The following is a 23,076-nucleotide window of genomic DNA, read 5'->3' as shown; positions in this document are numbered from 1 at the left end:
GGGTGGAGGACGTGCCCGAGCCGGTGCCCGGCCCCGGCGAGGTGCTGGTGCGGGTGGAGCTGTGCGGGATCTGCGGCACGGACGCCGAGGAGTACCGGGACGGACCCGTCGCGGTGGCGGTCGAGCCGCACCCGCTGACCGGCACGAAGGCCCCCGTCACCCTCGGCCACGAGATCGTCGGGGTCGTCGCGGCGCACGGCCCGGGCGCCGGTGCCGAGCGGCTGCCCGTCGGTACCCGGGTGATCCCCGACGTGGTGCTCGGCTGCGGGGCCTGCTGGTGGTGCGGCCGCCACCAGGAGGGGATCTGCGCACGCCAGGCCGTACGGGGCCTGCACCTGGACGGCGGGCTCGCCGCGTACGTCCTCGCCGACGCCCGCACCTGTGTACCGGTGCCAAAAGGGCTGCCGGTCGAGGCCGCCGTGCTCGCCGAGCCGACGGCCGTCGCGGTCCGGGCGCTGCGGAAGGCCGGCGACGTCACGGGAGCGACCGGGCTGGTGCTGGGGACCGGCGCGGTCGGTCTGCTGCTGACGCAGGTGGCGGTCGCCGCCGGGATGCGCGTGGTCGCCTCCGACGTGCTCGCCGCCCGACGCGAACGGGCCGCCCGGGCCGGCGCGGTGTCGGCGGAGCCCGGCGAACTGGGCGGCGTCCTCGGCTCCCTCACCGGGGGCCGGGGCGCCGACGTGGTGTTCGAGTGCGCGGGCGCCCCGGGCCTGCTGCGGGAGGCGGTGCGCCGCTGTCGGCCCGGCGGCACCGTCGTCCTGGTGGGGTTCGGCGCCCGGGACGCCGAACTGCCGCTGGCCGACGTGGTGCTGAACGAGAAGCACCTGGTCGGCACCGCCGCGCACCTGTGGGACGAGGACGTCACCACCGCGGTGCGGCTGCTGGCCGCCGGCGTCGTCGACCCGGCGCTCCTCCCGCTGCGGGTGGCGTCCCTGGACGAGGTGCCGGGCCTGCTCGCCGCACCCGACCCCGAGATCGTCAAGACGGCGATCCGGCCGCACGACGACGACAAGGAGCACTGATGGTCAGCACACGCACGGCCGAACCCGTCCTGCGCGTCCGCGCGGACGTCGGGGAGGGCCCCGCCTGGGACGCCGCCGCCCAGCGGCTCCTCTGGGTCGACGTCACCGGCTGCGCGGTGCACGTCTTCGATCCGGCCACCGGCGACGACCGCACCACGGACGTCGGGGTGCACGTCGGCGCGGCGCTCCCGGCCGCGGACGGCACCCTGGTGCTCGCCGTCCGCGACGGCGTGGCCCGCCTCGCCGCCGACGGCTCCCCGCATCCCCTGGCCGCGGTGGAGGCCGACCGTCCCGGCAACCGCATGAACGACGCCAAGTGCGACCCGTCGGGCCGGCTCTGGGCAGGGACGATGCCGTACGGCGACGAGCGCGGCGCGGCCGCCCTGTACCGGTACGACAGGGCGGGGGTGACCCAGGTACTGAGCGGGGTGCACCTGTCCAACGGGCTCGGCTGGAGCCCCGACGGGACCACCATGTACCACATCGACAGCCGCACCCAGCGGGTCGACGCCTACGCCTACGACGACGCGACCGGCGCGATTCGCGACCGCCGTCCCGTCGTCGCGGTCCCGGCCGCCCAGGGCATGCCCGACGGGATGGCCGTCGACGAGGACGGCTGCCTGTGGGTGGCGCTGTGGGGCGGCGGAGCCGTACACCGCTACACCCCCGCCGGCACGCTGGACCGGGTGGTGCGGCTGCCGGTCACCCAGGTGACGAGTTGCGCCTTCGGCGGCCCGGCCGGCGACGTGCTGTACGTGACGTCGGCCGCCTACGGACTCGATCCGGCCCAGCTCGCCGACCAGCCGCTCGCCGGTTCTCTGTTCGCCCTCGACCCGGGGGCCACCGGCCGCCCCGCCACGCCCTTCACCGGAGGAACCGCATGACCCACATCGTCCGCTGCGCGATCGACGGCGCCGTCGGGGCGGGGGTGCTGGCCGGCGGGCACGTCCGGCCGCTCCCGCTGCCGCTGGCCGAACTGCTGCGGCTGCCCCTGGCCGAACTGCGCGCGCTCACCGAGCGGGCCGCCGGGGCGCCGCCGGTGGCCGGCGCGGAACAACTGGCACCCGTCGAGGGCCGGATGGAGGTCTGGGCCGCGGGCGTCACCTACCAGAGTTCGTGGCTGGCCAGGATGACCGAGAGCGAGTCGTCCGCCGACGTCTACGACCGGGTCTACGGGGCGGAGCGGCCCGAACTGTTCTTCAAGTCCGCGGCCTGGCGGGTGGTCGGCGACGGCGGGACGGCCGCGGTGCGCGCCGACTCGGCGATCGACGTCCCCGAACCGGAGCTGGCCCTGGTCCTCAACGCGCACGGGGAGACCGTCGGCTACACCGTGTGCGACGACGTCAGTTCGCGCACGATCGAGGGCGAGAACCCGCTCTACCTGCCGCAGGCCAAGGCCTATCTGGGCTCTTGCGTGGTGGGGCCGGCCATCCGCCCGTCGTGGGAGGTGACCGACCCGTACGAGCTGCCGATCCGGATGGCGGTCCACCGCGGCGGCTCGGTGGTCTGGGCCGGCGAGGCGAGTACCTCCCGGCTGCACCGGCGGCTGGACGACCTGGTGGAGCACCTGTTCCGGGCCGACGTGTTCCCCGACGGGGTGGTCCTCTCCACCGGGACGTGCCTCGTCCCCGACCTGCCCTTCTCGCTGGCGGACGGCGACACCGTGGAGATCGGGATCGGTGAGGTCGGGACGCTGACCCACACCGTGGTGCGCGGCCTGGAGCGCGCGATCGCGTCCAGGCCCGCGCTCACCTGACCGGGTGGCCCGACGTCCGTCCGGTCAGCCGTCGGCCCCGATCCGGTAGTCGAGGGTCCCTTCGGCGGCGACGACCAGCGCGTGCTGGCGCCGCTTCTTGTCGCGGAAGTACGTGGTGGCCAACGGGACGAATTGGACCGGGAGTTCGCGGTCCCAGGAGACGGTGACCGTGGTGTCGCCGCGCCGGATGCGCAGAGCGGTGGCACGAGTTTCGGCGGGCTGCCCGGGGACCGGCTCGACGCGGCTGCCCTCGAAGGTCAGCCGGTCGGTGGGATGCAGCACCAGCGGGACGCGCTCCGTGAACGGGCCGGCCACCTCGACGTGGACCGCCAGCTGGGTGGGGGTGTGCACGGCCTCCTTGCGGATGACGTCGCCGACCGCCGTGTACCGCACACTCAGGGACTCGGTGGGCGGGACGGTGGACGGGTCCTGGACGCGGAATCCTTCGGCCGGGGTGCCCTGGAGGTACTCGAAGCGCAGGGTGCAGCGGGCGTCGAGGCGGTCGACGGGACCGGCTTCCACCGCGGTGGTCCAGCAGCCGTTGTCGTCGTTGTTGACGGAGTGGATCACCGTTCCGGCCCGCGGGTGCCACCAGAAGCTCAGCCCGTTGCGCACCCGGTCGGTGGCCCGGTAGCCCCAGTGTGAGCCGGCGTAGTAGGAGGGGCGCCGGACGAACAGGTAGTCCTGGCCGAGCGGGTCGGAGCGGTGTTCGGTGTAGGTGTCGGCGCGCAGGTAGGGGGCCTGGGCGATGGCCGCCTTCTTCTGGGCGGGGGTGGGGTGGCGGTCCTCGTAGTCGGCGTCGCGCACCGGACTCGGGGAGACCTTGCCCTTGCCCAGCGGGGCGACCGGCTCGGTGGCGGCGCGCCAGGCGGCGCGTTCGGCACGCTTGTCCTCGTCGGTGGGCAGGTAGGCGGCCATCGCGGGCAGGTGCCGGGCCCAGAGCCGGTTGAGGTTGCTCCGCTCCTCCTCGCGGGGCGCGTCGTCCAGGAAGTGCGCGGAGGTACGGGTGCTGGGGGCGACGTTGCAGAACCAGCCGGCGCCGTCGGGCTCGCGCAGCAGGTTGTGGCCGAGCCAGTCGAGGTGGGTCTGCTGGAACGTCTTGACGGTGCGGTTGCCGGTGAGTTCGTACAGGGCAGCGAGGTCGGGCGACATGACGTTCAGGGAGTAGTTGACGTCGGCGCCGGTCTCCTCGTAGAAGTAGCCCGCCGGGCTCAGTCCGGCCTGCGCGAACGCCTCGACGCGGTCGTCGAGCCGCCGGCGCAGGGCGCGGTCGGGGTGCAGCTTGAGGTACTGGGCGGCGCCGAGGAGTCCGGTGGCGATGTGGTTGGTGTAGGGCAGGTTGCGGGTCCACACCTCGGGGTTGCCCGGGTCGAGGAACCACCTGATGCCCCGCTCGATCGCCCGGGACAGCCGACGGCGGGTGGCGGGCAGCGCCCGAGCGGCTTCCAGGTGTCCGAGCGTGGCGCTGAGGAAGGTGAGGGCGAAGCCGGTGGTGGCCCGGGAGTGCTCCAGGGCGTAGTACTCGGGCCACGAGCCGTCGTCGAACTGCAGGTCGAGGTAGTGGTGCAGGGCGGCGTCCAGCCGGGCCAGGAGCGCCGGGTCGCGGTGGTAGGGGTTCCACTTCCGGTCGTGGCGGTGGAACCACGCCATGGTGAGGACGTTCTCCTGGACCCGGGCGTTGAAGGTGTTGGGCCAGTCCCGCCACCAGCCGCCGGTGATGTAGCCGTACGCGTCGGGATCGGTGTCCTCGACGGCGTTGGCCAGTGCGGGCAGGGTCGCCAGGTAGGAGGCGAGCCGCTGCTCCTCGGGGGCCACCTGTGCCCGCGCCGGCACTCCGGCAGGCAGCGGGGCGAGCGGTGCGAGCGGGGGTTTCGCGGCCGGGGCGCCCCGGTGCGGGGCGGCGGCGGCCGCGCGGGCGGTGAGGGTGGAGGCCGCGAAGGCGGCGGCGGTGTACTGAGCGAGTCTGCGCCGGCTCAGTGTTGCGGAGGTGCCGGCGGGCGCGGCGGTCTCGGGCGTCGGCTCGGGCGCGGGGGCGGGCATGGCGGGGCCTCCTGGCGACGGGCAGAGGGGGAAGGGGAAGAGGAAAGCGAAGGGGGTGGTGCAGGGGCGTCAGGCGGTGATCGCGAGCGCTGTCTCCTGGAGGGGGTGGGCGAACTTCCCGTGTGTAGCCCAGTGTTCGATCTCCTGCGCGGCGAAGTCGCCCAGGCGGGCCAGTTCCCCGCCGGCCGACCCGGCGATGTGCGGGGTGACCAGCACGTTGTCGAGCGCGTAGAGCGGGGAGTCGGCCGGCAGCGGTTCGGGGTCGGTGACGTCGAGGACGGCCCTGATCCGGCCGGTGGCGAGGTGCCGGGCGAGCGCGTCGTGGTCGACGACCCGGCCGCGGGCGGTGTTGATGAGCGTCGCCCCGTCGCGCATGGCGCGCAGCTCGGCCTCGCCGACCAGCCCGACGGTCTCCGGGAGCAGCGGGGTGTGGACGCTGATGACGTCGCCGGCGGCGAACAGCTCCGGCAGCGGCACCGAGCGGGCGCCGAGCGCCTCGGCCTGCCGGGGCGTCGTGTACGGGTCGTACAGCAGGACGTCGAGGTCGTGCGGGGCCAGCAGCTCGATGACCCGGCGTCCGATCAGCGAGGCGGACAGGATGCCGACGGTGCGCCGGTAGTTGCCCGGTACCCGGCGGTAGACCGGATCCTCGAACTGGCCACGCCGGAGCCTGAGTTCGCGGGCGCCCTCCAGGATGTGCTTGTTGGTGAGCAGGATCATCGCCAGCGTGTACTCGGCCACCGGGAGCGCGTTGGCCGCGGCCGCCGAGGCGACGCTGATGCCGCGGCTCCAGCACTCCGGGGTGATCAGGCCCCGCACGGTGCCGGCCGTGTGGACGACGGACCGCAGCCGTGGGGCGGCGTCGAGCACGGCGCTGTCGACGGGCGGGCAGCCCCAGCCGGTGACGAGGATCTCCGCGTCGCCCAGCACCTCCCGGCCGGCGCCCGCGAGCGGATCGGCGTGCACGGCGCCGTCCGGGAGCCGGACGCTGCGGGCGAGTCTCTCCCGCACGGCAGGGGTGAGGATCTGGTCCGCGAAGGCCGGCTCCATGGCGATGGCCGCCTGCGGGCGATGCGTGTGCATGTGTCTCCTGGGATGTGCGGTGCGACGGCTCGGGTCAAGAGGACTTCCGGTCCGGTCAGGGGGACGTGACGAGGACGGCGACCCCGAGGGGCGGCAGGCTGACGACCCCGTCGTCGTCCGCCGACGGGCCGACGAGGGCCGCCGCGCCCGCGGGCACGGCCACGGACACCGGACGGTCGTTGTGGTTGAGCAGGAACAGCGCCTCACCGTCGCCGCCGGAGCGCAGGGTCACCTCGACGCCGGGGGGAACGTCCGGCAGGAGAGGCGTTACGGAGGCCGCGGCCGCCGCCTCGTGCACCAGGGCCCGGAACGTCGTCCGGTCCGGCGTACAGGCGAGGTACGTGACGCTCCCCAGGCCGTAGGTGTTGCGGGTGACGGCCGGTGATCCGGCGAGCGGCCCGTCGGCGAAGGCGGCGAGGGTCTTGGCGGTCCCGGGCACGACCTCCTCGTGCCAGACGGTGGCCCGGCCGGTACGGCCGTCGGCGAGGGCGAGGGTCTGTTCCCGGCCGGCGGGCAGCGGCCAGAACTCCTCGGTCGTGAGGCCGAGGAGGTCGCGGAACGCGCCGGGGTAACCGCCGGGCCTGGTGCGGTCCTGGCCGTCGACGATGCCGCTGAAGTACGACATGAGGACGTGGCCGCCGTTCTCGGCGAACCGGTGGAGGTTCTGGGCGTCCTGGTCGTCGACGAGGTAGAGGTGCGGGACGATGACCAGCCGGTAGCGGGAGAGGTCGGCGCCGGGCCCCACGAAGTCGACCGCGATGTTCGCCTCCCACAGCGGCAGGTAGTGCTCCAGGAGCAGGTCGGGGAGGTCGAGGCGGGAGGAGGGGCGGGCGTCGAGGCCGAGGGCCCACCAGTTGTTCCAGTCGAGGACGATGGCGGTGTCGGCGGTCGACGTGGTGCCGGCCACCTGCCGGAGCTCGCGCAGTTCCGCGCCGAGGCGGGTGGTCTCGCGCCAGATACGCGAGTCGGTGCCCCCGTGCGGCAGCAGCGCCGAGTGCCATTTCTCCGCGCCACCGAGGGACTGCCGGAACTGGAAGAACATCACGCCGTCCGCGCCGCGGGCCACGGCTTGGTGGCTCCACAGCCGCATGGCGCCGTGCGGCTTCGGCACGTTGACGTCCCGCCAGTTGACCGCCGACGGCGCCTGCTCCAGGAGGAGCCAGGGGCGGCCGGCTCCCAGGGACCGCGACAGGTCGAAGGTGAGGGCCTGCCGGGCGGCGGCGTCGGGGTCGGTGGGGTCGGGGTAGGAGTCGAGGGCGACGACGTCCTGGTGGGGGGCCCACTTCCACTGGTCGAGGGATTCCAGGAGCCCGACGAAGTTGGTGGTGCGCGGAATGTCCGGGGCCTCCGCGCGCAGGATGTCGGACTCCGTGAGGAAGCAGTCCAGGAGGGCGTCGGAGCTGAAGCGCCGGTAGTCGAGCAGCAGGGCCGGGTTGAGGGTGGTGGGGGCGATGCGCGGCGGCTGGATCTGCTCCCAGCCGGTGTAGCGCTGACCCCAGAACGTCGTCGTCCAGGCCGTGTTGAGGGCGTCGAGGTCGTCGGCGTAGCGCATGCGCGCCCAGCGGCGGAAGTCGGCGGCGGAGACGTCGCAGAAGCACTGCTGCACGTGGCAGCCGTACTCGTTGTTGATGTGCCACATGACGACCGCGGGGTGGTCGCGGTAGCGGCGGGCGATGCGCCGCGTCAGTTCGGCGGCGCGCTCGCGGTATACCGGGGAGCTGGGGCAGTAGTGCTGGCGGGATCCGGGGCCGAGCCGGCGGCCGTCGGCGTCGACGGGCAGCACCTCGGGGTGGGCCTCGACCAGCCAGTTGGGCGGCGAGGCGGTGGCGGTGGCCAGGCAGACCTCCACTCCCCCGGCGTGCAGCAGGTCGATGACCCGGTCCAGCCGGCCGAACTCGTACACGCCCCGGGAGGTCTCGATCGCCGCCCAGGCGAAGATGCCGAGGCTGACGGTGGTGATGCCCGCCTCGCCCATCAGCCGGACGTCCTCCTCCCAGACGGACTCGTCCCACTGCTCGGGGTTGTAGTCGCCGCCGAACATCAGGTGCGGGGTGCGGGGGTCGGCCACGGTGGTGTCCTCCTCGGGCCGCACGGTGCCGGGCGGCCGGTGGTGTGTCACGGGTGTACGCGTAGTACGGATTCGGGTTCGCGTTCGGTGGAGTCGAAGGGGTCGGGCCGGCGCGGCGGGGGCTGTCAGGTGTTCTCCCGCCGCGCCGGTGATCAGGGGCGGGTCACCGCCGGCCCGTGGAGGCCGTTAGCAGGGGCGTCGGCAGCGTCAGCCCGTCGCGGAAGCCGAAGTAGCCGGGTTTGGCCGCGAACTCCTCGTCGAAGACGGTCGCCGCGCCGTACTGGCCGGGCCAGCCCTCGCCGATCCACTGGAACCGGTCGGAGAAGCCCCAGAGGAGGATCGCCGTGCAGGCCTCCTCCTCGGCGCACATGCGGCCGATGTCGTGGAAGACGCGCTTCTGGACCTCCAGCTTCGCCGGGGTGACGGGGAGGTCGACGCCGACGTCGAGTTCGGTGATCTGGGTCTCCAGGCCGAGGTCGGTGAACCGCTTCATGTTCGCGCGGAAGTCGGCGACGTACGCGGGGGTCCAGTCGACGCCCAGGTGCGCCTGGAAGCCGATGCCGTCGACCAGCGGCCTCGTCTGCCCGTCGGAGGTCTCGCCCGTCTCGGCGAGGAGCCTCTTGACCAGGTCGAGGGCGCCGTCGGCCTTGGGCCCCGAGCGTTCGATCCCGAAGTCGTTGTAGTAGAGCTTGGCGGAGGCGGGGAGGTTCTTCCGTGCGGCGCGGAACGCCTCGATGATGTGCGTGTAGTCCTCGCTGCCGCCGATCCGCTGCCAGACCGAGGCCTTGCTGAGGGCCCCGGAGCGGCCGCACTCCGCGCCTGCGGCGGGCGCGTCCGGGTTGCAGGGCTCGCGCAGTGTCCCGTCCGCGTCCAGAGCCTCGTTGACGACGTCCCAGGTGTCGATGCGGTCGGCGTAGCGCCGGGTGGTGAAGGCGATGTGGCCGCGCATGATCTCCAGGAGCTGGTCGCCGGTATAGGCGGTGTTCAGGATCCAGGCCGGGTTGGTGCGGTACCAGACGAGCGTGTGGCCGCGCACCTCCTGGCCGTTCGCCGCCGCCGCGTCCAGGATCGGCTGCGGCAGGGTGAGGTTGTAGTCGGCGGCGACAGGGCGCGCGGGCTCGGCGCCGGCCCGCGGTCGGAGCCGGTTGAACTTCAGCTCGCTCTCGGGGACGACCATGGAGAACTCCTCGGCGAGGGTCTGCCGGTAGCGGGCTCCGATGTCGTCGGTGCGGCGCAGCACCTCCTCGCGGACAGCGGTGCCGACGGGCTTGTCGGTGACGTCCCGCAAGCGCGGCCCCTCCGGCGCGGAGTCCGCCGCCGGCGCGGCCGCCCGGGAGGCGGAGGCGCCCGCGGCCGGGGCGAGGAGGGCGAGGGGCAGGGAAAGAGTGGCAAGGAGGGCGGCGGCGCGGGCGGCGCGCTGTCCACGGGTGCGGGTCGAGGGGGTACGGGTGGGGTGGGGGGACCTCTGCGTCATCGGTGGGGCCTTTCACCTCGGGGTGGGAATGCCTCGGCGGGTCGCGGGGGCTTGGCGCGTCGCCGGTCAAGCCGGTGTGAGGACCGGCGTGAGGACGAAGTTGAGTTCCTGCTTCGGTGCGGGGTGTGCGGCGCGGACGGCGATCCGGCGGATCGTGGTCGGGCGCTGGACGGCGAGCGGACTCTGCGCGAGCACCACCTCCTGCGACTCGACAGAGACGTCGAGCTCCATGTCGTCCGGGAGGTCGATGCGCAGGCGGGCGCGCTCTCCGACGAGCAGGACGTATCCCTCCCGCAGCTCGACCTCGGCGAAGGTGACGAAGACGGACTCGGCGAGGCCGTCGCGAGTGAAGGCGAAGGTGTCGGTGACCCGGACGTGGGGCGCCGCGCTTCGTACCAGGGCGACCTCGCGTTCCAGGGAGGCCAGGTGCGCCTCGTCCGGATAGGCGCGGGTGAGGTCGTAGCGGACCCGGTCGCCGCTCCCGTCGCGGTGGACGTCCCGCACGCTCGCGCGGAACGCGCCGCCCTCGCGCTGTTCCACGCCGTTCGGGAGCGGGAGGGAGTGCCCGCGGGAGCGGTTGACAAGGAAGGTGTAGCGCTGGTTGCTGAAGTACTCCCGGGTGTAGGTGCCACGGCCGGGGTCCACCACGAGGTCCTCGCCGCCGCAGCGCACGATGAGCGATCCGACATCGTTCTGGTTGTGCATCTCACCGTTGTTGCCGCCCTTGACCGCGACGGCGAGGGTCTGCGGGGACGCCGGCTCGGCGCGGGAGACGAGCCACTGGAGGCCCCGGAACCAGTCCGAGGGGGCGGGGGCGGGCAGCGCCGCGTCGTCACGGCCGTACCCGGGGCTCAGGACCGACCGCAGCGCGGTGGTCACGGCGGAGTTGGCCCGATGCCAGTCCCAGTTGCTCACCGGGCCGGCGGCCAGGGCGAGCAGTTCCCGGTCTCCGTAGCGCCGGCCGAGGTCGTGCAGGAGCCAGCCGGCGAAGGAGACCTGGAAGTCGACGTCGGAGAAGGTGACCCAGGAGGTGCCGCTCAGCCGGGAGCGGAGGGGGAACGAGGCGGTGGCGCGGGCGACGGGGGCGTCGAACCACGACCAGGCGCCGCCGGTCCGGCGCTCGACCAGGTCGGCGAGCTGGCAGAAGGAGCCGAACCCGAAGGACCAGTAGCCGGTGCCCTCGCTGGTGCCGCCGTCGGGGTCGAAGTTCTCCAGGTAGTCGCCCATGGAGACGGCGGCCTTGTGCAGGAGCTTCGCCAGCCGTTCGTCGTCGTCGACCAGGTAGCAGGCGGCGCCGACCGCGCCGAAGGCGCAGACCGCGGCCCAGTTGGTGACCCGAGCGCCGGGGCCGTTGTACAGCCAGGACCAGGAGTCGCTGTCCAGGTACGGTCCGATGACCCGGTGCTCGGCCTCCCGCCGCACCCGTTCCACGAGCGGGGCGGGGAGGCCCCCGCCGGCCACCGCGAGGGTCTCGGCCAGCGCGACGGCGGTCAGGGCGGCGAAGAGGTCGACCACCGGGGTGCGCGCGTCGGGCAGTTCCCGTGGGTCGTGCGCCGGGAAGCACCAGGTGGTCTCCTCGCAGACGGCCCAGAGGAGGTCCGTCATCGCGTCCACGAGGTCCTGCCGCGGTTCGAGCCCGTAGGCGACGACGAGGTCGCTGAGCAGTCGGCGGCGTCCGTACCAGGGGGTCTCGTAGGGTTTGCGCTCGCCGGTCCGGGCGTAGGCGCGCCACAGGGCGGCGGGCAGGGCCGGCACCGGGGCCTCGGCCGCGCGGCGGCCGGCTTCCAGGAGGCCGTCCCGCGCCGCGGCGGTCAGGTGCCGGGAGGCGTCCTTCCATGCCGCGCGGTCCTCGGCGGGTGGAAAGGCTTGCCACCGGGCGGGAGCCGCCGCCAGCAGGGCGCGGATCTCGCGCGGATTGCGCCGGGGAAGGCGCGCGGAGTCGGGATCCCACCGAATCGTGCTGTCCGCCGGGATGTCGGGCGCGACGCCGGGCTGCTCGGCCCGCGCGGGATGGTCGGTTCTGTCAGTCACGGGCGAGTTCCTTCTCCGGTGCGCGACGGGTCCTGTGGCGGCCGAACTGCTTCCCCGCTCGACCGTCCCCTCTGGGGCGAGCCGGCCGCGCCACGGCGGCGACGCGGCTCGACACACTGATGGCGCCGCCCGACGACGCGGCAGCTCACCGGCGGCTCCTGAGGAGAGTAAAAGCTTTACATTCGGAGGGTCAAGGGTCGCGGCAGCGATTACTGACGGCGAATCTGCTGGCCGCGGGGGCGTCGCACCGCCCGGCCGCCAGGGCGACGTGACACCGCGAACCATACGAAAGGGGTTATGTCGTTCGACTTCCGCGTGGCTATGCACAAACGATTGCGCATCGGCTGCCTCTGGAGGTGCGCCCGAAGGAGTGCTCGCGTGAACTGCTCCGACGACCGGCACCGCTGCGAGCGCGCGAAGAGGCCGCGCGCTGCCTTCGGTTGGCGGCAGCTTCGCGGCGCGGCGGAACGTAAGCCATTCGTCTGGATCAGGCCGGGATCAGGGAGCGAGATGGGGTGCGCGCCCCTGCAAGGCGGAGGAGGGAGGGAATCACCGCGGAGCGTGTCTGCGTACGGGATGGCAACTTCGCAGCTCTTCGGCCCAGTTGACGCCCGTACCGTACGAAACGTAAACCCTTTACACCCCCGGGGGGCGACGAGCGTGACCTCGTTCGTTGGATCGGGACGTCCGGGTCGGCGCGCTCTACGCCGATGCGCGGAGCGGACGAGGAGCCGGTTCACGTGTCGGGCATCAGTGGGATGACCACGGTGAGGGGGCAGGGTCCGTACAGGACCTCGACCCCTGCCGGCTCGTCGGTGCCGACAGCCCCCGATCAGGCGCGCTCCACCGGTGCGCAGCGCGTCAGCGGCGACGCCGGTGCGGGCCACGCTACAGACGGGGGCCTTTCGCGCGTTGGCCGACGAGCCGATCCGGGACGAGCGCGAGGCGCGCTGCGCCGGAAAGGGTGCGGCGGTGCGGCCGGAACGGTAGACACGCGGAGCGGGGTCGCCGGAGCGTCGCACGGGGCGCTGGGGCTGGGCGCCCCGCCGCCGGTGTTGACACGTATCCGGCCGCAGCAGTTCGGGCGGGAAGACCAGGCCATGGCCCGGGGGCGGGTGAGCGGGATCGCGGTGGCCATCACCGCCGGGGGAACCATGCCATCTCCCCCGGCAGTTGGCGAACAGTCCGATGCGTAAGGCCACCGCCCCGGCCGGATGTCCAGCCGTGATCACCGCAGATCCCCGACCGGCGAGGAGAGCGGCCAGATGGGCCGGTTCAGGCGGGCCGGTCAGATGGGCCGGTTCAGGCGGGCCCGGTCAGATGGGCCAGGTCAGATCGCTGACCGCTGGGGCGGTGGCGATGGCGATCCGGCCGTCGAGTCGGATGCCCGCCTCGTAGTACATGTAGACCACGCCATCCACCTGAGCGAAGGCGGGTGCGGCCGCGCGGCCGTAGTCGGGGAAGCCGGACAGCGGGGTGTGCATCGCACCCAGGTGCGCCTCCTCGGTGAAGGCCGCCCCGACCCGGGTGACGTAGATGCGGCCGAGCGACCCGTTGTAGATCACGTGGGGCACTCCGTTCTTGAGCACCAGGTGCGGGTTGCCTATCTGCGACTCCCCGTCCGCCGCCGGGGAGATCAGCGGAGTCTGCCGCACGGTCCAGTTGCGCTGGTCGTTCGACCAGGCCAGCCAGATCTTCCGGGTGCCTGCCTGGTTGCCCATGAACAGCATGATGTAGGTGTTGCCGCGACCGGCGATGGTGTGCCGGAACGCGCGCGCGTAGGACGTCTCGGTGACGCCGGACGGCAACTGAGCTGTCGTCAGGATGACGCTGTCGTACGTCCAGTTGAGTCCGTCGGCCGAACGGGCCAACCGCATGGTGTTGTTCTCGCCGTGGAAGTACAGGTAGAAGGTCCGGTTGGACTCGTTCCACAGTACGTGGGGCGAGGACACGTGGGAGACGGAGTAGTGCGGGGACCAGTTCCGCGCGACGAGCGGGTTGCCGGTGTACTCGGTGAACGGCCCGCCGGGGTCGTCGCTGTACGCGACGCAGATGCCGCCCGGCGGGTCGTGCGGCGCGTAGTAGAGGTAGTACCGGCCCAGCGGATTGGCCGCTCGGCCCTCCACCTTGCGGATGCAGGGGAAGATCAGCTCGTTGGTCGGGTTGTAGGCGAGGTCCTCGCGGCGGAACGCCTCCCGCCGGAAGGTGAAGGTGGGCCATCCCGCCAGCGCATGCGACGGGGAAGCGGTCACCGCGGGGAGAGCCGCGGCGGAACCGGCGACGGCCAGGCCCTGGAGCACTCGGCGTCGGGAAAGAGTCATACGAACCTCCGATGTTGCATTATCTGCAACTAGGTTGTAGGGCGTGCTGAAGAGAACTCCGATCCGCCGGACGTGTCAAGGGATGCGGCACGGTTGCACAGAGCGCATCCCGCGCCCCCCAGCGAGGGCGGCTGACCCCGCCCGCAGTGCGCGTCCCACGGCTCCGGAGGGACAGCGGACGGCCCCGCCCACCGTGCGCATCCCGCGCTCCGGGGGCGGCGGCCCCACAGGGCCGGGCGTCCGGCGGGTTCGGCATTCTTCTTCCGCTGTTCGGGGATTCCCGTTATCCGCGTTCCCGCAGCACGTCTGCCAGGGTGAGGCCTCACGAAGAGGTCTCGGGCCCCCGCGGTCCAGGTGTCCCGATCATGTCTCAGGAGTTTCGAGTGCAGAGTTCAGAAGCGAAGTTCCGCACCGTGCGCGCCGCTCGCGCCGGCGACCGGCGGGCGATGGCCGACCTCGTCGAGGACTCGCTCCCCCTCGTCTACAACGTGGTGGGCCGTGCGGTCGGGGGCGGCTCGGACGTCGACGACCTGGTGCAGGAGACGGTGCTGCGTGTGCTGACCGGGCTTCCGCAGTTGCGCGATGCGGACCGCTACCGGTCCTGGCTGGTTTCCATAGCCCTGCGCCAGGTGCGCGACCGGTGGCGGACGGAGCAGGCCGGCCCGGTGCGGGTGCCCGCCGAGGAGGAGATGGACAGCGCCCTGCCCGGCACGGGCTTCGAGGAGGCGGCGGTACTGCGCATGCAACTCAGCGGCCAGCGCCGGGAGACCGCGCTCGCCATGGCCTGGCTCGACCCCGGACACCGGGAGACGGCGTCCCTGTGGTGGCTGGAACTGGCCGGTGAGCTGACCCGGGACGACCTCGCCGCCGGACTGGCCGTGCCACTGGCGCACGCCGCGGTGCGCGTACAGCGGATGCGCGAACAGCTCGACACCGCACGGACGATCGTCGCCCTTCTCGACCGGCACGGCCGCACTGCCCCGTGCCCCGAGCTCGACGCGCTGCTGGGCTCCTGGAACGGCAGGCCCTCCCCGCTGATGCGCAAGCGGCTGGCCCGGCACCTGCGGGAGTGCGCCCCGTGCGGCCGCGCTGCCGGTGAACTCCTCCCTGCGGAAGGGCTGTTGACGGGGCTCGGCCTGGTGCCGCTGCCGCTGGCTCTGTACAACCCGAAGCTTCCGGCAGAACTCACTGACGCGGCCGCGGGATCGGTCGGCGCGCCCCCGGCCGATCCCGCCACCGTCACCGCCGGCGACCCCGGAGGCGTCGCCTCCGCTCTGGCCGGTCCCGCCCGTGTCCGGCACCTGCGGCACCTCGGCGGGGTGGCCAAGCCGGCCGCGGTGGCCGCCGCCACGGTGGGCACGGCCGCGGTGGTCGCCATCGCCGCCTTCGCCGGACCCACCGGCGCGTCGCCCGGGCAGGTGGCCGAGGCGCGCGCGTCCGCTCCCGCCCCGGCGCCCGGGCCCGCCACGCGGCTGACGCCGACCGCATCCCTCGTCGCCTCCAACTCCGCGCCCCCTGCACGCCCGAGCCGTTCGGCGGCCACCGCGCCCCGCACCCCGCTGGGCGACGCGCTGCCGGCCCGTGTCACCGGACCGGCAACGGTCAGGGGGCCACTGCCCCGCATCGCGGACGACGGCAGCCCCGTCCCCTCGGGCGCGGTCCACGTGTCCGCCAAGGCGGGCGACGGGGGCGACGGCTCGGAGGGCCGGCCGTACGGCGATCTGCGGCAGGCGCTGTCCGCCGCGAAGCGCGGGGCCACTGTGGTCCTGCGGGGCGGCACCTACCGGGTGGGCAAGCTCGCCGTTCGCAAGCAGGTCACCGTCCGGTCCGCGCCCGGCGCGCAGGTGTGGCTCAAGGGCAGCGAGGAGGTGCGGGACTGGTCGGGCGAGGACGGCCGGTGGTGCACCCCGTGGGAGCACCACCTGACCGCGCCCGCGTGGGAGAAGCCCGAGGAGTACCTGGACCCCGACTCCCCGATGGCGAGCCGCCGCGACCAGGTCTACGCCGACGGCTCCGCGCTGCGCCAGGTCGCGGGGGTGGACGACGTCCGCGCGGGCACCTTCGCCGTGGACCCCGGCGGCAAGCGTCTGTGCGTCGGCGCGGACCCGTCCGGTCGCACGATGGAGGCCACCTCGCAGCGCTACGGCCTCACCGTCTGGGGCCCGGCCACCGCCGGCACGCAGGTGCGCGGCATCGGCTTCGCCCACTACGGCGACGAGGGCCTGCGGATCGGCGCGCCCCGCGTCACCGTGGACCGGGTCACGGCGGTGCGCAACGGCGTGATGGGCGTCAACCTGCTCGGCGACGGCGGCCCCGACGATGTGGTGGTCCGGGGCAGCAACCTCAGCTTCAACGGCCGCAAGGGCATGGGCGGCGGCAAGGCGACGAACCTGCTGCTCGAGAACAACCTGGTGTCGTACAACAACACCGAAGGGTTCCGCACCGCCTGGGACGCCGCCGGGATCAAGGTCACCGACTCCGCGGGGGTCACCGCGCGCGGCAACCACCTCCTCGGCAACTACGCCCACGCGCTGTGGCTGGACATCGACGTCCGCGACGCCGAGGTGACCGGCAACCGCCTGACCGCCAACCGCCAGTTCGGCGTGTTCTTCGAGATCTCCCGGGGCGCGGTGCTCGCGGGCAACGTCTCGGCGAACAACGGTGCGGGCGTCGCCGTGGCCAACGCCTCCGGCGCCCGGATCGTCAACAACACGCTCTCCGGCAACGTCACGAACCTGCTGGTGAAGGAGAACGCCCAGCGCAAGCCGCAGCCGTGGGAGGCGAAGACGGGGGCGACGTTCACCACGCGCGACGTGAGCGTCACCAACAACCTGTTCGTGGCCCCGTCCACGGACACCACGAAGGAGCACCTGCGCGTGCAGCGGTGGCCCTGCGCCGTCCAGCCCCGCATGGTCTCGACGCTCGACCACAACGCGTACGTCGACGATCCGGCGGCGGGTTCTGTGCGGCTCGGCACCTTCCAGCCCGCGGGCGACTCCTGCACGGCGCTGGAGCCGGGCGGCCTGGACGAGTTGCGCGGGCTCTCCTACGAGCGTGCGGGAGCTCAGGTCACCGGCGAGGACGCGCGGGACGCGGTGGCGAGTCCCGTCCGCGGCGACTTCACCATCCCCGGCGGCAGCCCGCTCGGCGGCACGGGCGCGCCGCTCGACGCGCGCACGGCTGAGCTGATCGGCGCCCCGGCGGGTCGACCGGTCGACCCGGGAGCCCCGGCGGGCGCGCGGAAGGACGCGGACGGCGGCGGAGCGCCCCGGCCGCAGGGAGGCCAGGCGCCGACTCCCATCGCGCAGGCTCCCCGGGCGGACGGCGGCGAGCCGGATGCCGGTGCCGCGAAGAGCGATGCCGGAGCGGGTGATTCCAAGACGCTGTCCGGAGGTGACGGTGAGGTGCTGGCGGTGACCGGCGCTCAGCTCTGGCCGGCAGCCGTGGGCGTAACGCTGCTGACCGGCGGCGCGTTCCTCGTCCTGAGCCGGCGGCGGAAGGCGGCAGGCCGGCACCGCTCGGCGTAGGTCGCGTGACCGGAGGTCCGGCTCCCCGTCCGGGAGCGGGAGCCGGACTTCCGGCCGTGGCTGTGGCACCGCGACGCATCACCACCCGGTGGGCCTCGGACGACACGCTCCTGGGCCCTGGTCGGTCCCCACAGTCGGCCGACCGCGATGGCGCAGACGGGGAGGCACCCCGGGGTGGCAGGGGATGGTCGCCGAGGAGTGCACGGTACGCCAACCGCCGTCAGCGGAGGAATCATGCAACCGCACGACTGCGCACTCCTGAGGCCCCAACAGCCGCGAGCTTCCGGCGCCTTCGTCCGCGCCCCGTGACGGCGAGTCGGCCGCGGGTCCTCCATCAGCCGGATAGGCCGAGAGTCCACCGGACCCTTGACCTGAGGCGGAACTGTGCCCAAACTTCGTTCATGCGCATCACTAATGCGCATGAACGATGATGCGCACCTGGTCTGCCCATGCGGCGATCTCCTGTGTCGTGGCCTGACCTTGGGCCCGCGCATCGGCCGCAGTGGCGGTCGCGCGCGCCCGTCCCCCCTCCTTCGGCCGCGCTGGGGAGCGGCGCGCGATGGTATCGATAACACACCTGCTGACCTGTTCCTTCGGAGGCTTCAGATGACCCGTTCCTACGAGCTCCATCCCCGCTACCCGGCCGTCGGAGGGGAGGTGGTGCGCGGGTGGGACGCCGCAGCGCGAACCATCGAAGGCCCCCCGGCCGTATTGGCGTTGGACGGCCCGGCCGCTCTCGACTGGGAGTCCGCCGTGACCGCCCTGTCCGCAGCCCTGAACGCGCGCGGGGTGGACGTCGACGCCGTGGACGTGAGGCGGGGCGCGGCCGCGTGGGAGACCGTCCTGGAGCGGACCGGGGACGGGCCGGGAGCCGACCCCTACTACCTCCCGCTGGCCTCGGTCCCCATGGCGGAGCTGTACGACGAACTGCCCGCGCCCGAGAAGCCCGACCACGGGGTGGTCATCGTCTTCGGCCCCGGCGCGGCACTCGTCGGGCACGACGTCCTGTGGTACGCGGACCTGCCCAAGCGCCACGCCGAGGCGGCCGTCGCGGCGGGCGAGCTGCCCGTGGGGGTGAACCTCGGCCGTCACCAGGAGCCCGGCGACCTGCGTCGCCTGTTCTACGCCGACTGGCCCGTGCTCGACACGCACCGCGACGCCCTCGCGTCCCGCATCGACCGGTGGCTGGACCTGCAGGACATGTCCGACCCGGCGTCACTCGACGGCGACGCCGTCCGCGCCACCCTCGCCGAGCTGGCCCGCGGACCGGTACGTACGCGCCCCTACTTCAACTCGACCCCCTGGGGCGGCCGGTGGGCTGTCGATGAGCTGGGGTTCGCACCGCACGGCGGCAGTACAGCGCTCGGCTACGAACTCATCGCCCCGGAGGCCGGCGTTCTGGTGGGGCCGGGCCCGCAGGCGCAGGTGGAGCTGCCGTTCCAACTGCTCTGCGTTCTCCACCCGCTGGAGTTCCTCGGCGCGGAGGTGCACGAGGAGTTCGGTACGTCTTTTCCGATCCGCTTCGACTACCTCGACACCGTCGGCGGCGGGAACCTCTCCCTGCACCTGCACCCGCGCGCCGACTACATGCGCGACCAATTCGGGTGGTCCTACACCCAGCACGAGACGTACTACATCACCGCCGCCCGCGGCGAGGACCCGCGCGTCCTGCTCGGGCTGCGGGAGGGCTGCGACGTGGGACTGATGCGCAAGCAGGTCGTGGCCGCGGTCGAGCACGGCGAGGAGATGGACGTGGAGCGGTTCGTGCAGAGCCACCCGGCGCGGGAGGGGCAGCTCTACATGATCCCCGCCGGCACCCCGCACGCCTCAGGACGAGGCAACCTCGTCCTGGAGGTCAGCGCCACTCCCTACCTCTACTCGCTGCGCTTCTACGACTGGCTGCGTACCGACGCCGCCGGTGCTCCGCGCCCGCTCGCCCACGCGCACGCGTTCGCCAACCTCGACCTCGGCCGCCAGGGCGAGGACGTACGGCGCGACCTCGTCCAGAGCCCCCGCACGCTGCGGGAAGGTCCCGGCTGGCGCGAGGAGGTGATCGGCGCGCTCCCCGAGATGTTCTACGAGGTGCGTCGGGTCGTGCTCGACCCGGGCACGACCGCCGCCGGCCCCGCCGCGATGGACACCGAAGGGCGCTTCCACATCCTCAACGTCTCCCGCGGCCAGGGCGTGGTCGTCGAGACGGCGGACGGCCGCGGCCACGAACTCGCCTTCGCCGAGACGCTGACCGTGCCCGCCGCCGTCGGCGGCTACCGGATCCGGCCGTTGGGCGAGGAGACGGTCCACGTCGTGACCTCGCTCGTCAGCAGGAGGAGCTGATGCGGGACGGCCCCGCCGTGGTCCCCTCGCTGGAGATCGGCGGTACCCACGTCACGGCCGCTCTCATCGACCTGGACGCCCGAGCAGTGATCGGCGCCCCCGTGCGCGAGGAACTGCCGTGCCATGGCGGCGCGGACGAGATCCTCGGCCGGATCGCCGCGACCGCCGACCGCATCGACGCGCCCCGTGGAGCCCGCTGGGGCGTGGCCGTGCCCGGCCCGTTCGAGTACGCGACGGGCGTCGCCCGCTTCGAGGGCGTCGGCAAGTTCGACTCCCTGTACGGCGTCGACCTGGGAGCCGAGCTGCGCCGGCGCATGCGCACCGGGCCGGCCGCGCTGCGGTTCGTCAACGACGCCGACGCGTTCGGCATCGGGGAGTACGCCGTCGGAGCCGCGGCCGGACACGCGCGCGCCGTGTGCCTCACCCTCGGCAGCGGCGTCGGCTCGTCGTTCCTGGACCACGGCGTGCCGGTCGACGACGGGCCGCTCGTGCCGGGCGGGGGCCGGGCTCACCGGCTGTCCTTCGACGGCCGGCCGTTGGAGGACACCGTCTCCCGGCGGGGCATCCGGACCGCGTACGCGCGCGCCTCGCCCGACGGTGCGGACGTCTCGCCGGATGTCCGGACCATCGCCGAGCGCGCCCGCGCCGGGGAGGCTGCGGCCCGCTTCGTCCTGCACCACGCCTTCCGGGCGCTGGGGCTGACGATGGCGCCGTGGCTGCGGCGTTTCGAGGCCACGGTGCTGGTGGTCGGCGGCTCGATCGCCGGCTCGTGGGACCTGGTGGAAGCGCCGCTCCGGTCGGGTATGGCCGAGGCCGGGCCCGGCGGCGGTGCCGTGCTGCCCCTGCCATGCTCCGCGCGGCGTCCGGAGGACGCCCCCCTGGTGGGCGCCGCCCGCTGGGCGGCGTCCGGCTCCGGGCCGCTGACCGGCGGTGTCCCGGACCGTACCCGGCGGCCCGCCTATGATTGAGGACGGCCGGCGGCACAGGAGCGCCGGGCCTCGAACAGATCGGGAACGCCGTGCCCCAGTCCGACCGGTCAGGACGGCCGCGCCGCTCCGCGCCGACCGTCCGGGATGTGGCTGCTCGGGCCGGCGTGAGCCCGATGACCGTCTCACGGGTGCTACGTGGCGAGCCCCGGGTGAGCCCGAGTACCAGGACCCGTGTCCTGGCCGCCGTGGACGAACTGGGCTACCGGCTCGACGAGGTGGCCCGCAGCCTGCGGCTGGGGCGTGCCAGCGGTCTGCTCGGCCTGGTCGTCACCAATCTGGCCAACCCCTTCTACTCCCGGCTCGCCCTGGGCGCCGAGGAGGTCGCCCGGCACCACGGGCTCCGGCTGGTCCTCGGCAGTACGGGCGGAGAGGTGCGGCGGGAGGCGGAGCTGACGGACGACCTGGTCTCCCGTCGCGTGGACGGCATGATCGTCGTGCCCGCCGCCTCCGAGCAGACCCACCTCGACGCCGAGACGCTGAGAGGCACCCCGCTCGTCCTCGCCTCCCGCCCGCCGTCGGGCATCGAGGCCGACACCGTGCTCGTCGACGACTTCGGCGGCGCGCGGGCCGGCGCCGCGCAGTTGGTGCGTGACGGTCACACCTCCGTCGGGTTCCTCGGCAACCCTCCCGGGCTGTTCACCGGCGCGGAGCGCTTCCGCGGCTGGCGGGCGGCGCTGGAGGAGGCGGGCGTGCCCGTGCGCGACGCGTGGGTGAGGCGTGACGCGCGGGACATCGGCACGGCGCAGGCGGCGGCGCTGGACCTGCTGGAGCGCTCCGACGCGCCGACGGCGCTGTTCTGCGCGACCAACCGGCTCACCCTGGGCGCCTACCGCGCCGTACGTCAGATCGGGACGGGCACCGCCCTCGCCGGGTTCGACGCGGTCGAGTTGGCGGACGTACTGGAGGGCCCGCTCCTGATCGTGTCCTACGACGCGGACGAGATCGGCCGCCGGGCCGCCCGGCTGCTGATCGACCGCGTTCTGGCGGAGCCCGGCACGCCGGTCCGTCCCGCCCGCCGTTCGGTCGTGCCGACCACCCTGGTCCGGTACGGCGTCACCCGCTGACGCGTCGCGGCCGGACCGCCGGCGCCCGATGATCCTGGCGCGCGTCCGGTGCGCCCGCACCGGCGTCTCCGTCGCGAAACTCCTTCCACATCAGTGCTGTCGGGCCTCTTGACGGGCCATTCGAGGTCCTTCAAAGTGCTCGTTAATGCGCAACAGTAATGCGCATGAACGACCGTCGAACCATGAGGAGCCACACCGTGGACCAGCCCCGGAATCGCGCGAAGCGCGGCCGGACGCCCACACCGACCGGAAAGACCTCCCGCCCCCGGCAGGCCGAGGTGGCGGAGCTGGCCGGGGTGTCCCAGGCCACCGTCTCGCTGGTGCTCTCGGGCCGGAAGCAGGGGCAGGCCATCACGGCGCAGACCCGAGAGCGGGTACTCGAATCGGCGCGCAGCCTCGGCTACGTGCCCGATCCGGCCGCACGGCGGCTGGCGGCGGCCCGCAACGACCTGCTGGGCGTCTTCAGCTTCACCGCGACGTTCCCGACGGACGTCGAGCACTCCTACTACCCGTTCCTCGTGGGCGTGGAGCAGGAGGCGGCGCGGCTGGGATACGACCTGGTGCTGTTCACCGGGTCGAGTTCCGGCGGCGCGGGTGCGTCCGCACCGGACCGACCGGACTACCCGGTGGGCGCGCTGAGCCGGGTACGGCTTGCGGACGGGTGCCTGTTCATCGGACGCCACGCGCCCAGCGGCGAACTGAAGCGCCTCATCTCCGACGGCTTCCCCGTCGTCTACCTGGGACGCCGCGACGAGCCGGAGGGCCTGCGCTGGGTGGGGGCCGACTACGTCAGCGCGACGGGCGAGGTCGTCGCCGAGATGGCCCGGTGGGGTCACGAGCGCGTGATGCTCCTGCGCGGCAACGAGGACGACCCGCCCTCCGCGGACCGCCAGCGCGGCTTCGTCGAGGGGCTGGACGCGTCAGGGATGACAGCGGGGCCGCAAGCGGTCTTCCGCACGTCCGACCCGGCGCGGGACGTGACCGCCGAATGGCTGCGGGACCGGCTCGCCGAGGGGGTCACGGCGTTCGTGGTCGAGGAGAGCGACACCGGGGCGGAGTGGCGGGCGATCACCACCGCGGTGCGCGCGGCCGGGCTGTCGTGCCCGGGCGACCTGTCGCTGGCCATCCTCGGCAGTCCGCCGGCGGACCTGGACCACGGTCCCGAGGCCACCGGGTTCGACGTACCGCGCGCCGAGTTGGGGGCGGCGGCCGTACGTCAGCTCGCGGCGCTGATCGCCGGCGAGGAGACGGACACTCCTCCCGTCGCCTGCACCTTCCGGCGGGGTTCGACGGCGGGCCCGGCCCCGGGCCGCCGCGCCGCTCCGTCCGTTTGAACCGACCGACCACCTGGATCGCACGACGACCGG

General features: G+C 73.5%; 14 protein-coding genes. 8 read left to right on the top strand and 6 right to left on the bottom strand.

Annotated elements, in window-relative coordinates; translation table 11 throughout:
• Nucleotides 1-11 precede the first annotated feature (11 nt).
• Genes ACFWRV_RS22645 through ACFWRV_RS22635 form a run of 3 tightly spaced genes read left to right on the top strand, consistent with a single transcriptional unit; the run spans nucleotide 12 to nucleotide 2,778 of the window.
• The gene (locus ACFWRV_RS22645) at nucleotides 12-1,022 is read left to right on the top strand and encodes a zinc-binding dehydrogenase (RefSeq protein WP_384337294.1); all 1,011 of its coding nucleotides are present in this window, start codon (nucleotides 12-14) and stop codon (nucleotides 1,020-1,022) included.
• Nucleotides 1,022-1,906 carry an SMP-30/gluconolactonase/LRE family protein gene (locus ACFWRV_RS22640; RefSeq protein WP_384337292.1) on the top strand — a complete coding sequence of 295 codons (885 nt, stop codon included), beginning with the start codon at nucleotides 1,022-1,024 and terminating at the stop codon, nucleotides 1,904-1,906. Before ACFWRV_RS22645 ends, ACFWRV_RS22640 begins: the two co-directional genes overlap by 1 nt.
• Nucleotides 1,903-2,778, top strand: coding sequence for a fumarylacetoacetate hydrolase family protein (locus ACFWRV_RS22635; RefSeq protein ID WP_384337290.1), 876 nt, complete (start codon nucleotides 1,903-1,905; stop codon nucleotides 2,776-2,778). The genes ACFWRV_RS22640 and ACFWRV_RS22635 overlap by 4 nt, the downstream gene beginning before the upstream one ends.
• A gap of 24 nt (nucleotides 2,779-2,802) precedes the next feature.
• On the opposite strand, the gene ACFWRV_RS22630 is transcribed toward ACFWRV_RS22635, so the two are convergent.
• From ACFWRV_RS22630 to ACFWRV_RS22605, 6 genes are all read right to left on the bottom strand, one after another.
• Nucleotides 2,803-4,818, bottom strand: a complete 2,016-nt coding sequence (locus ACFWRV_RS22630; RefSeq protein ID WP_384337288.1) for a hypothetical protein — start codon at nucleotides 4,816-4,818, stop codon at nucleotides 2,803-2,805.
• Nucleotides 4,819-4,887: 69 nt separating this feature from the next.
• On the bottom strand, nucleotides 4,888-5,901 hold the full coding sequence (locus tag ACFWRV_RS22625; protein WP_384337286.1) for a hydroxyacid dehydrogenase: 1,014 nt from the start codon (nucleotides 5,899-5,901) through the stop codon (nucleotides 4,888-4,890).
• A gap of 55 nt (nucleotides 5,902-5,956) precedes the next feature.
• The gene (locus tag ACFWRV_RS22620; RefSeq protein WP_384337284.1) at nucleotides 5,957-8,020 is read right to left on the bottom strand and encodes a beta-galactosidase; all 2,064 of its coding nucleotides are present in this window, start codon (nucleotides 8,018-8,020) and stop codon (nucleotides 5,957-5,959) included.
• A 112-nt stretch (nucleotides 8,021-8,132) separates the two neighbouring features.
• Entirely contained in the window at nucleotides 8,133-9,443 is a 1,311-nt protein-coding gene (locus tag ACFWRV_RS22615; protein ID WP_384337282.1) for an endo-1,4-beta-xylanase, read from the bottom strand.
• Nucleotides 9,444-9,509: 66 nt separating this feature from the next.
• Nucleotides 9,510-11,474, bottom strand: coding sequence for a hypothetical protein (locus ACFWRV_RS22610; RefSeq protein ID WP_384337280.1), 1,965 nt, complete (start codon nucleotides 11,472-11,474; stop codon nucleotides 9,510-9,512).
• Nucleotides 11,475-12,790: 1,316 nt separating this feature from the next.
• Complete coding sequence (locus tag ACFWRV_RS22605; protein WP_384337278.1) at nucleotides 12,791-13,795, bottom strand: twin-arginine translocation signal domain-containing protein; 1,005 nt, start codon at nucleotides 13,793-13,795, stop codon at nucleotides 12,791-12,793.
• Between the two features lie 383 nt (nucleotides 13,796-14,178).
• Between ACFWRV_RS22605 and ACFWRV_RS22600 the strand changes: the two genes are divergently transcribed.
• From ACFWRV_RS22600 to ACFWRV_RS22580, 5 genes are all read left to right on the top strand, one after another.
• The gene (locus ACFWRV_RS22600) at nucleotides 14,179-17,322 is read left to right on the top strand and encodes a sigma-70 family RNA polymerase sigma factor (protein ID WP_384337276.1); all 3,144 of its coding nucleotides are present in this window, start codon (nucleotides 14,179-14,181) and stop codon (nucleotides 17,320-17,322) included.
• A gap of 606 nt (nucleotides 17,323-17,928) precedes the next feature.
• Complete coding sequence (locus ACFWRV_RS22595) at nucleotides 17,929-19,656, top strand: class I mannose-6-phosphate isomerase (RefSeq protein WP_384337275.1); 1,728 nt, start codon at nucleotides 17,929-17,931, stop codon at nucleotides 19,654-19,656.
• Entirely contained in the window at nucleotides 19,656-20,624 is a 969-nt protein-coding gene (locus ACFWRV_RS22590) for an ROK family protein (RefSeq protein ID WP_384337273.1), read from the top strand. The genes ACFWRV_RS22595 and ACFWRV_RS22590 overlap by 1 nt, the downstream gene beginning before the upstream one ends.
• A gap of 50 nt (nucleotides 20,625-20,674) precedes the next feature.
• Nucleotides 20,675-21,709, top strand: a complete 1,035-nt coding sequence (locus ACFWRV_RS22585) for a LacI family DNA-binding transcriptional regulator (protein ID WP_384337271.1) — start codon at nucleotides 20,675-20,677, stop codon at nucleotides 21,707-21,709.
• 164 nt (nucleotides 21,710-21,873) lie between these two features.
• Nucleotides 21,874-23,043: a LacI family DNA-binding transcriptional regulator gene (locus tag ACFWRV_RS22580; protein ID WP_384337269.1), complete on the top strand. Its 1,170-nt coding sequence runs from the start codon at nucleotides 21,874-21,876 to the stop codon at nucleotides 23,041-23,043.
• Nucleotides 23,044-23,076 lie beyond the last annotated feature (33 nt).

The organism is Streptomyces sp. NPDC058576 (assembly GCF_042718715.1).
Classification (GTDB): Bacteria; Actinomycetota; Actinomycetes; order Streptomycetales; family Streptomycetaceae; genus Streptomyces.
The sequence above is the reverse complement of the archived record's forward strand: the minus strand, read 5'-3'. Positions and strand labels throughout refer to the sequence as shown.

Excerpts from the sequence above, each read along its gene's own strand:
- ACFWRV_RS22580 (WP_384337269.1), top strand. The coding sequence starts at position 21,874 with ATGAACGACCGTCGAACCATGAGGAGCCACACCGTGGACCAGCCCCGG.
- ACFWRV_RS22615 (WP_384337282.1), bottom strand. The coding sequence starts at position 9,443 with ATGACGCAGAGGTCCCCCCACCCCACCCGTACCCCCTCGACCCGCACC.
- ACFWRV_RS22635 (WP_384337290.1), top strand. The coding sequence starts at position 1,903 with ATGACCCACATCGTCCGCTGCGCGATCGACGGCGCCGTCGGGGCGGGG.
- ACFWRV_RS22625 (WP_384337286.1), bottom strand. The coding sequence starts at position 5,901 with ATGCACACGCATCGCCCGCAGGCGGCCATCGCCATGGAGCCGGCCTTC.
- ACFWRV_RS22605 (WP_384337278.1), bottom strand. The coding sequence starts at position 13,795 with ATGACTCTTTCCCGACGCCGAGTGCTCCAGGGCCTGGCCGTCGCCGGT.
- ACFWRV_RS22590 (WP_384337273.1), top strand. The coding sequence starts at position 19,656 with ATGCGGGACGGCCCCGCCGTGGTCCCCTCGCTGGAGATCGGCGGTACC.
- ACFWRV_RS22640 (WP_384337292.1), top strand. The coding sequence starts at position 1,022 with ATGGTCAGCACACGCACGGCCGAACCCGTCCTGCGCGTCCGCGCGGAC.
- ACFWRV_RS22630 (WP_384337288.1), bottom strand. The coding sequence starts at position 4,818 with ATGCCCGCCCCCGCGCCCGAGCCGACGCCCGAGACCGCCGCGCCCGCC.
- ACFWRV_RS22595 (WP_384337275.1), top strand. The coding sequence starts at position 17,929 with ATGACCCGTTCCTACGAGCTCCATCCCCGCTACCCGGCCGTCGGAGGG.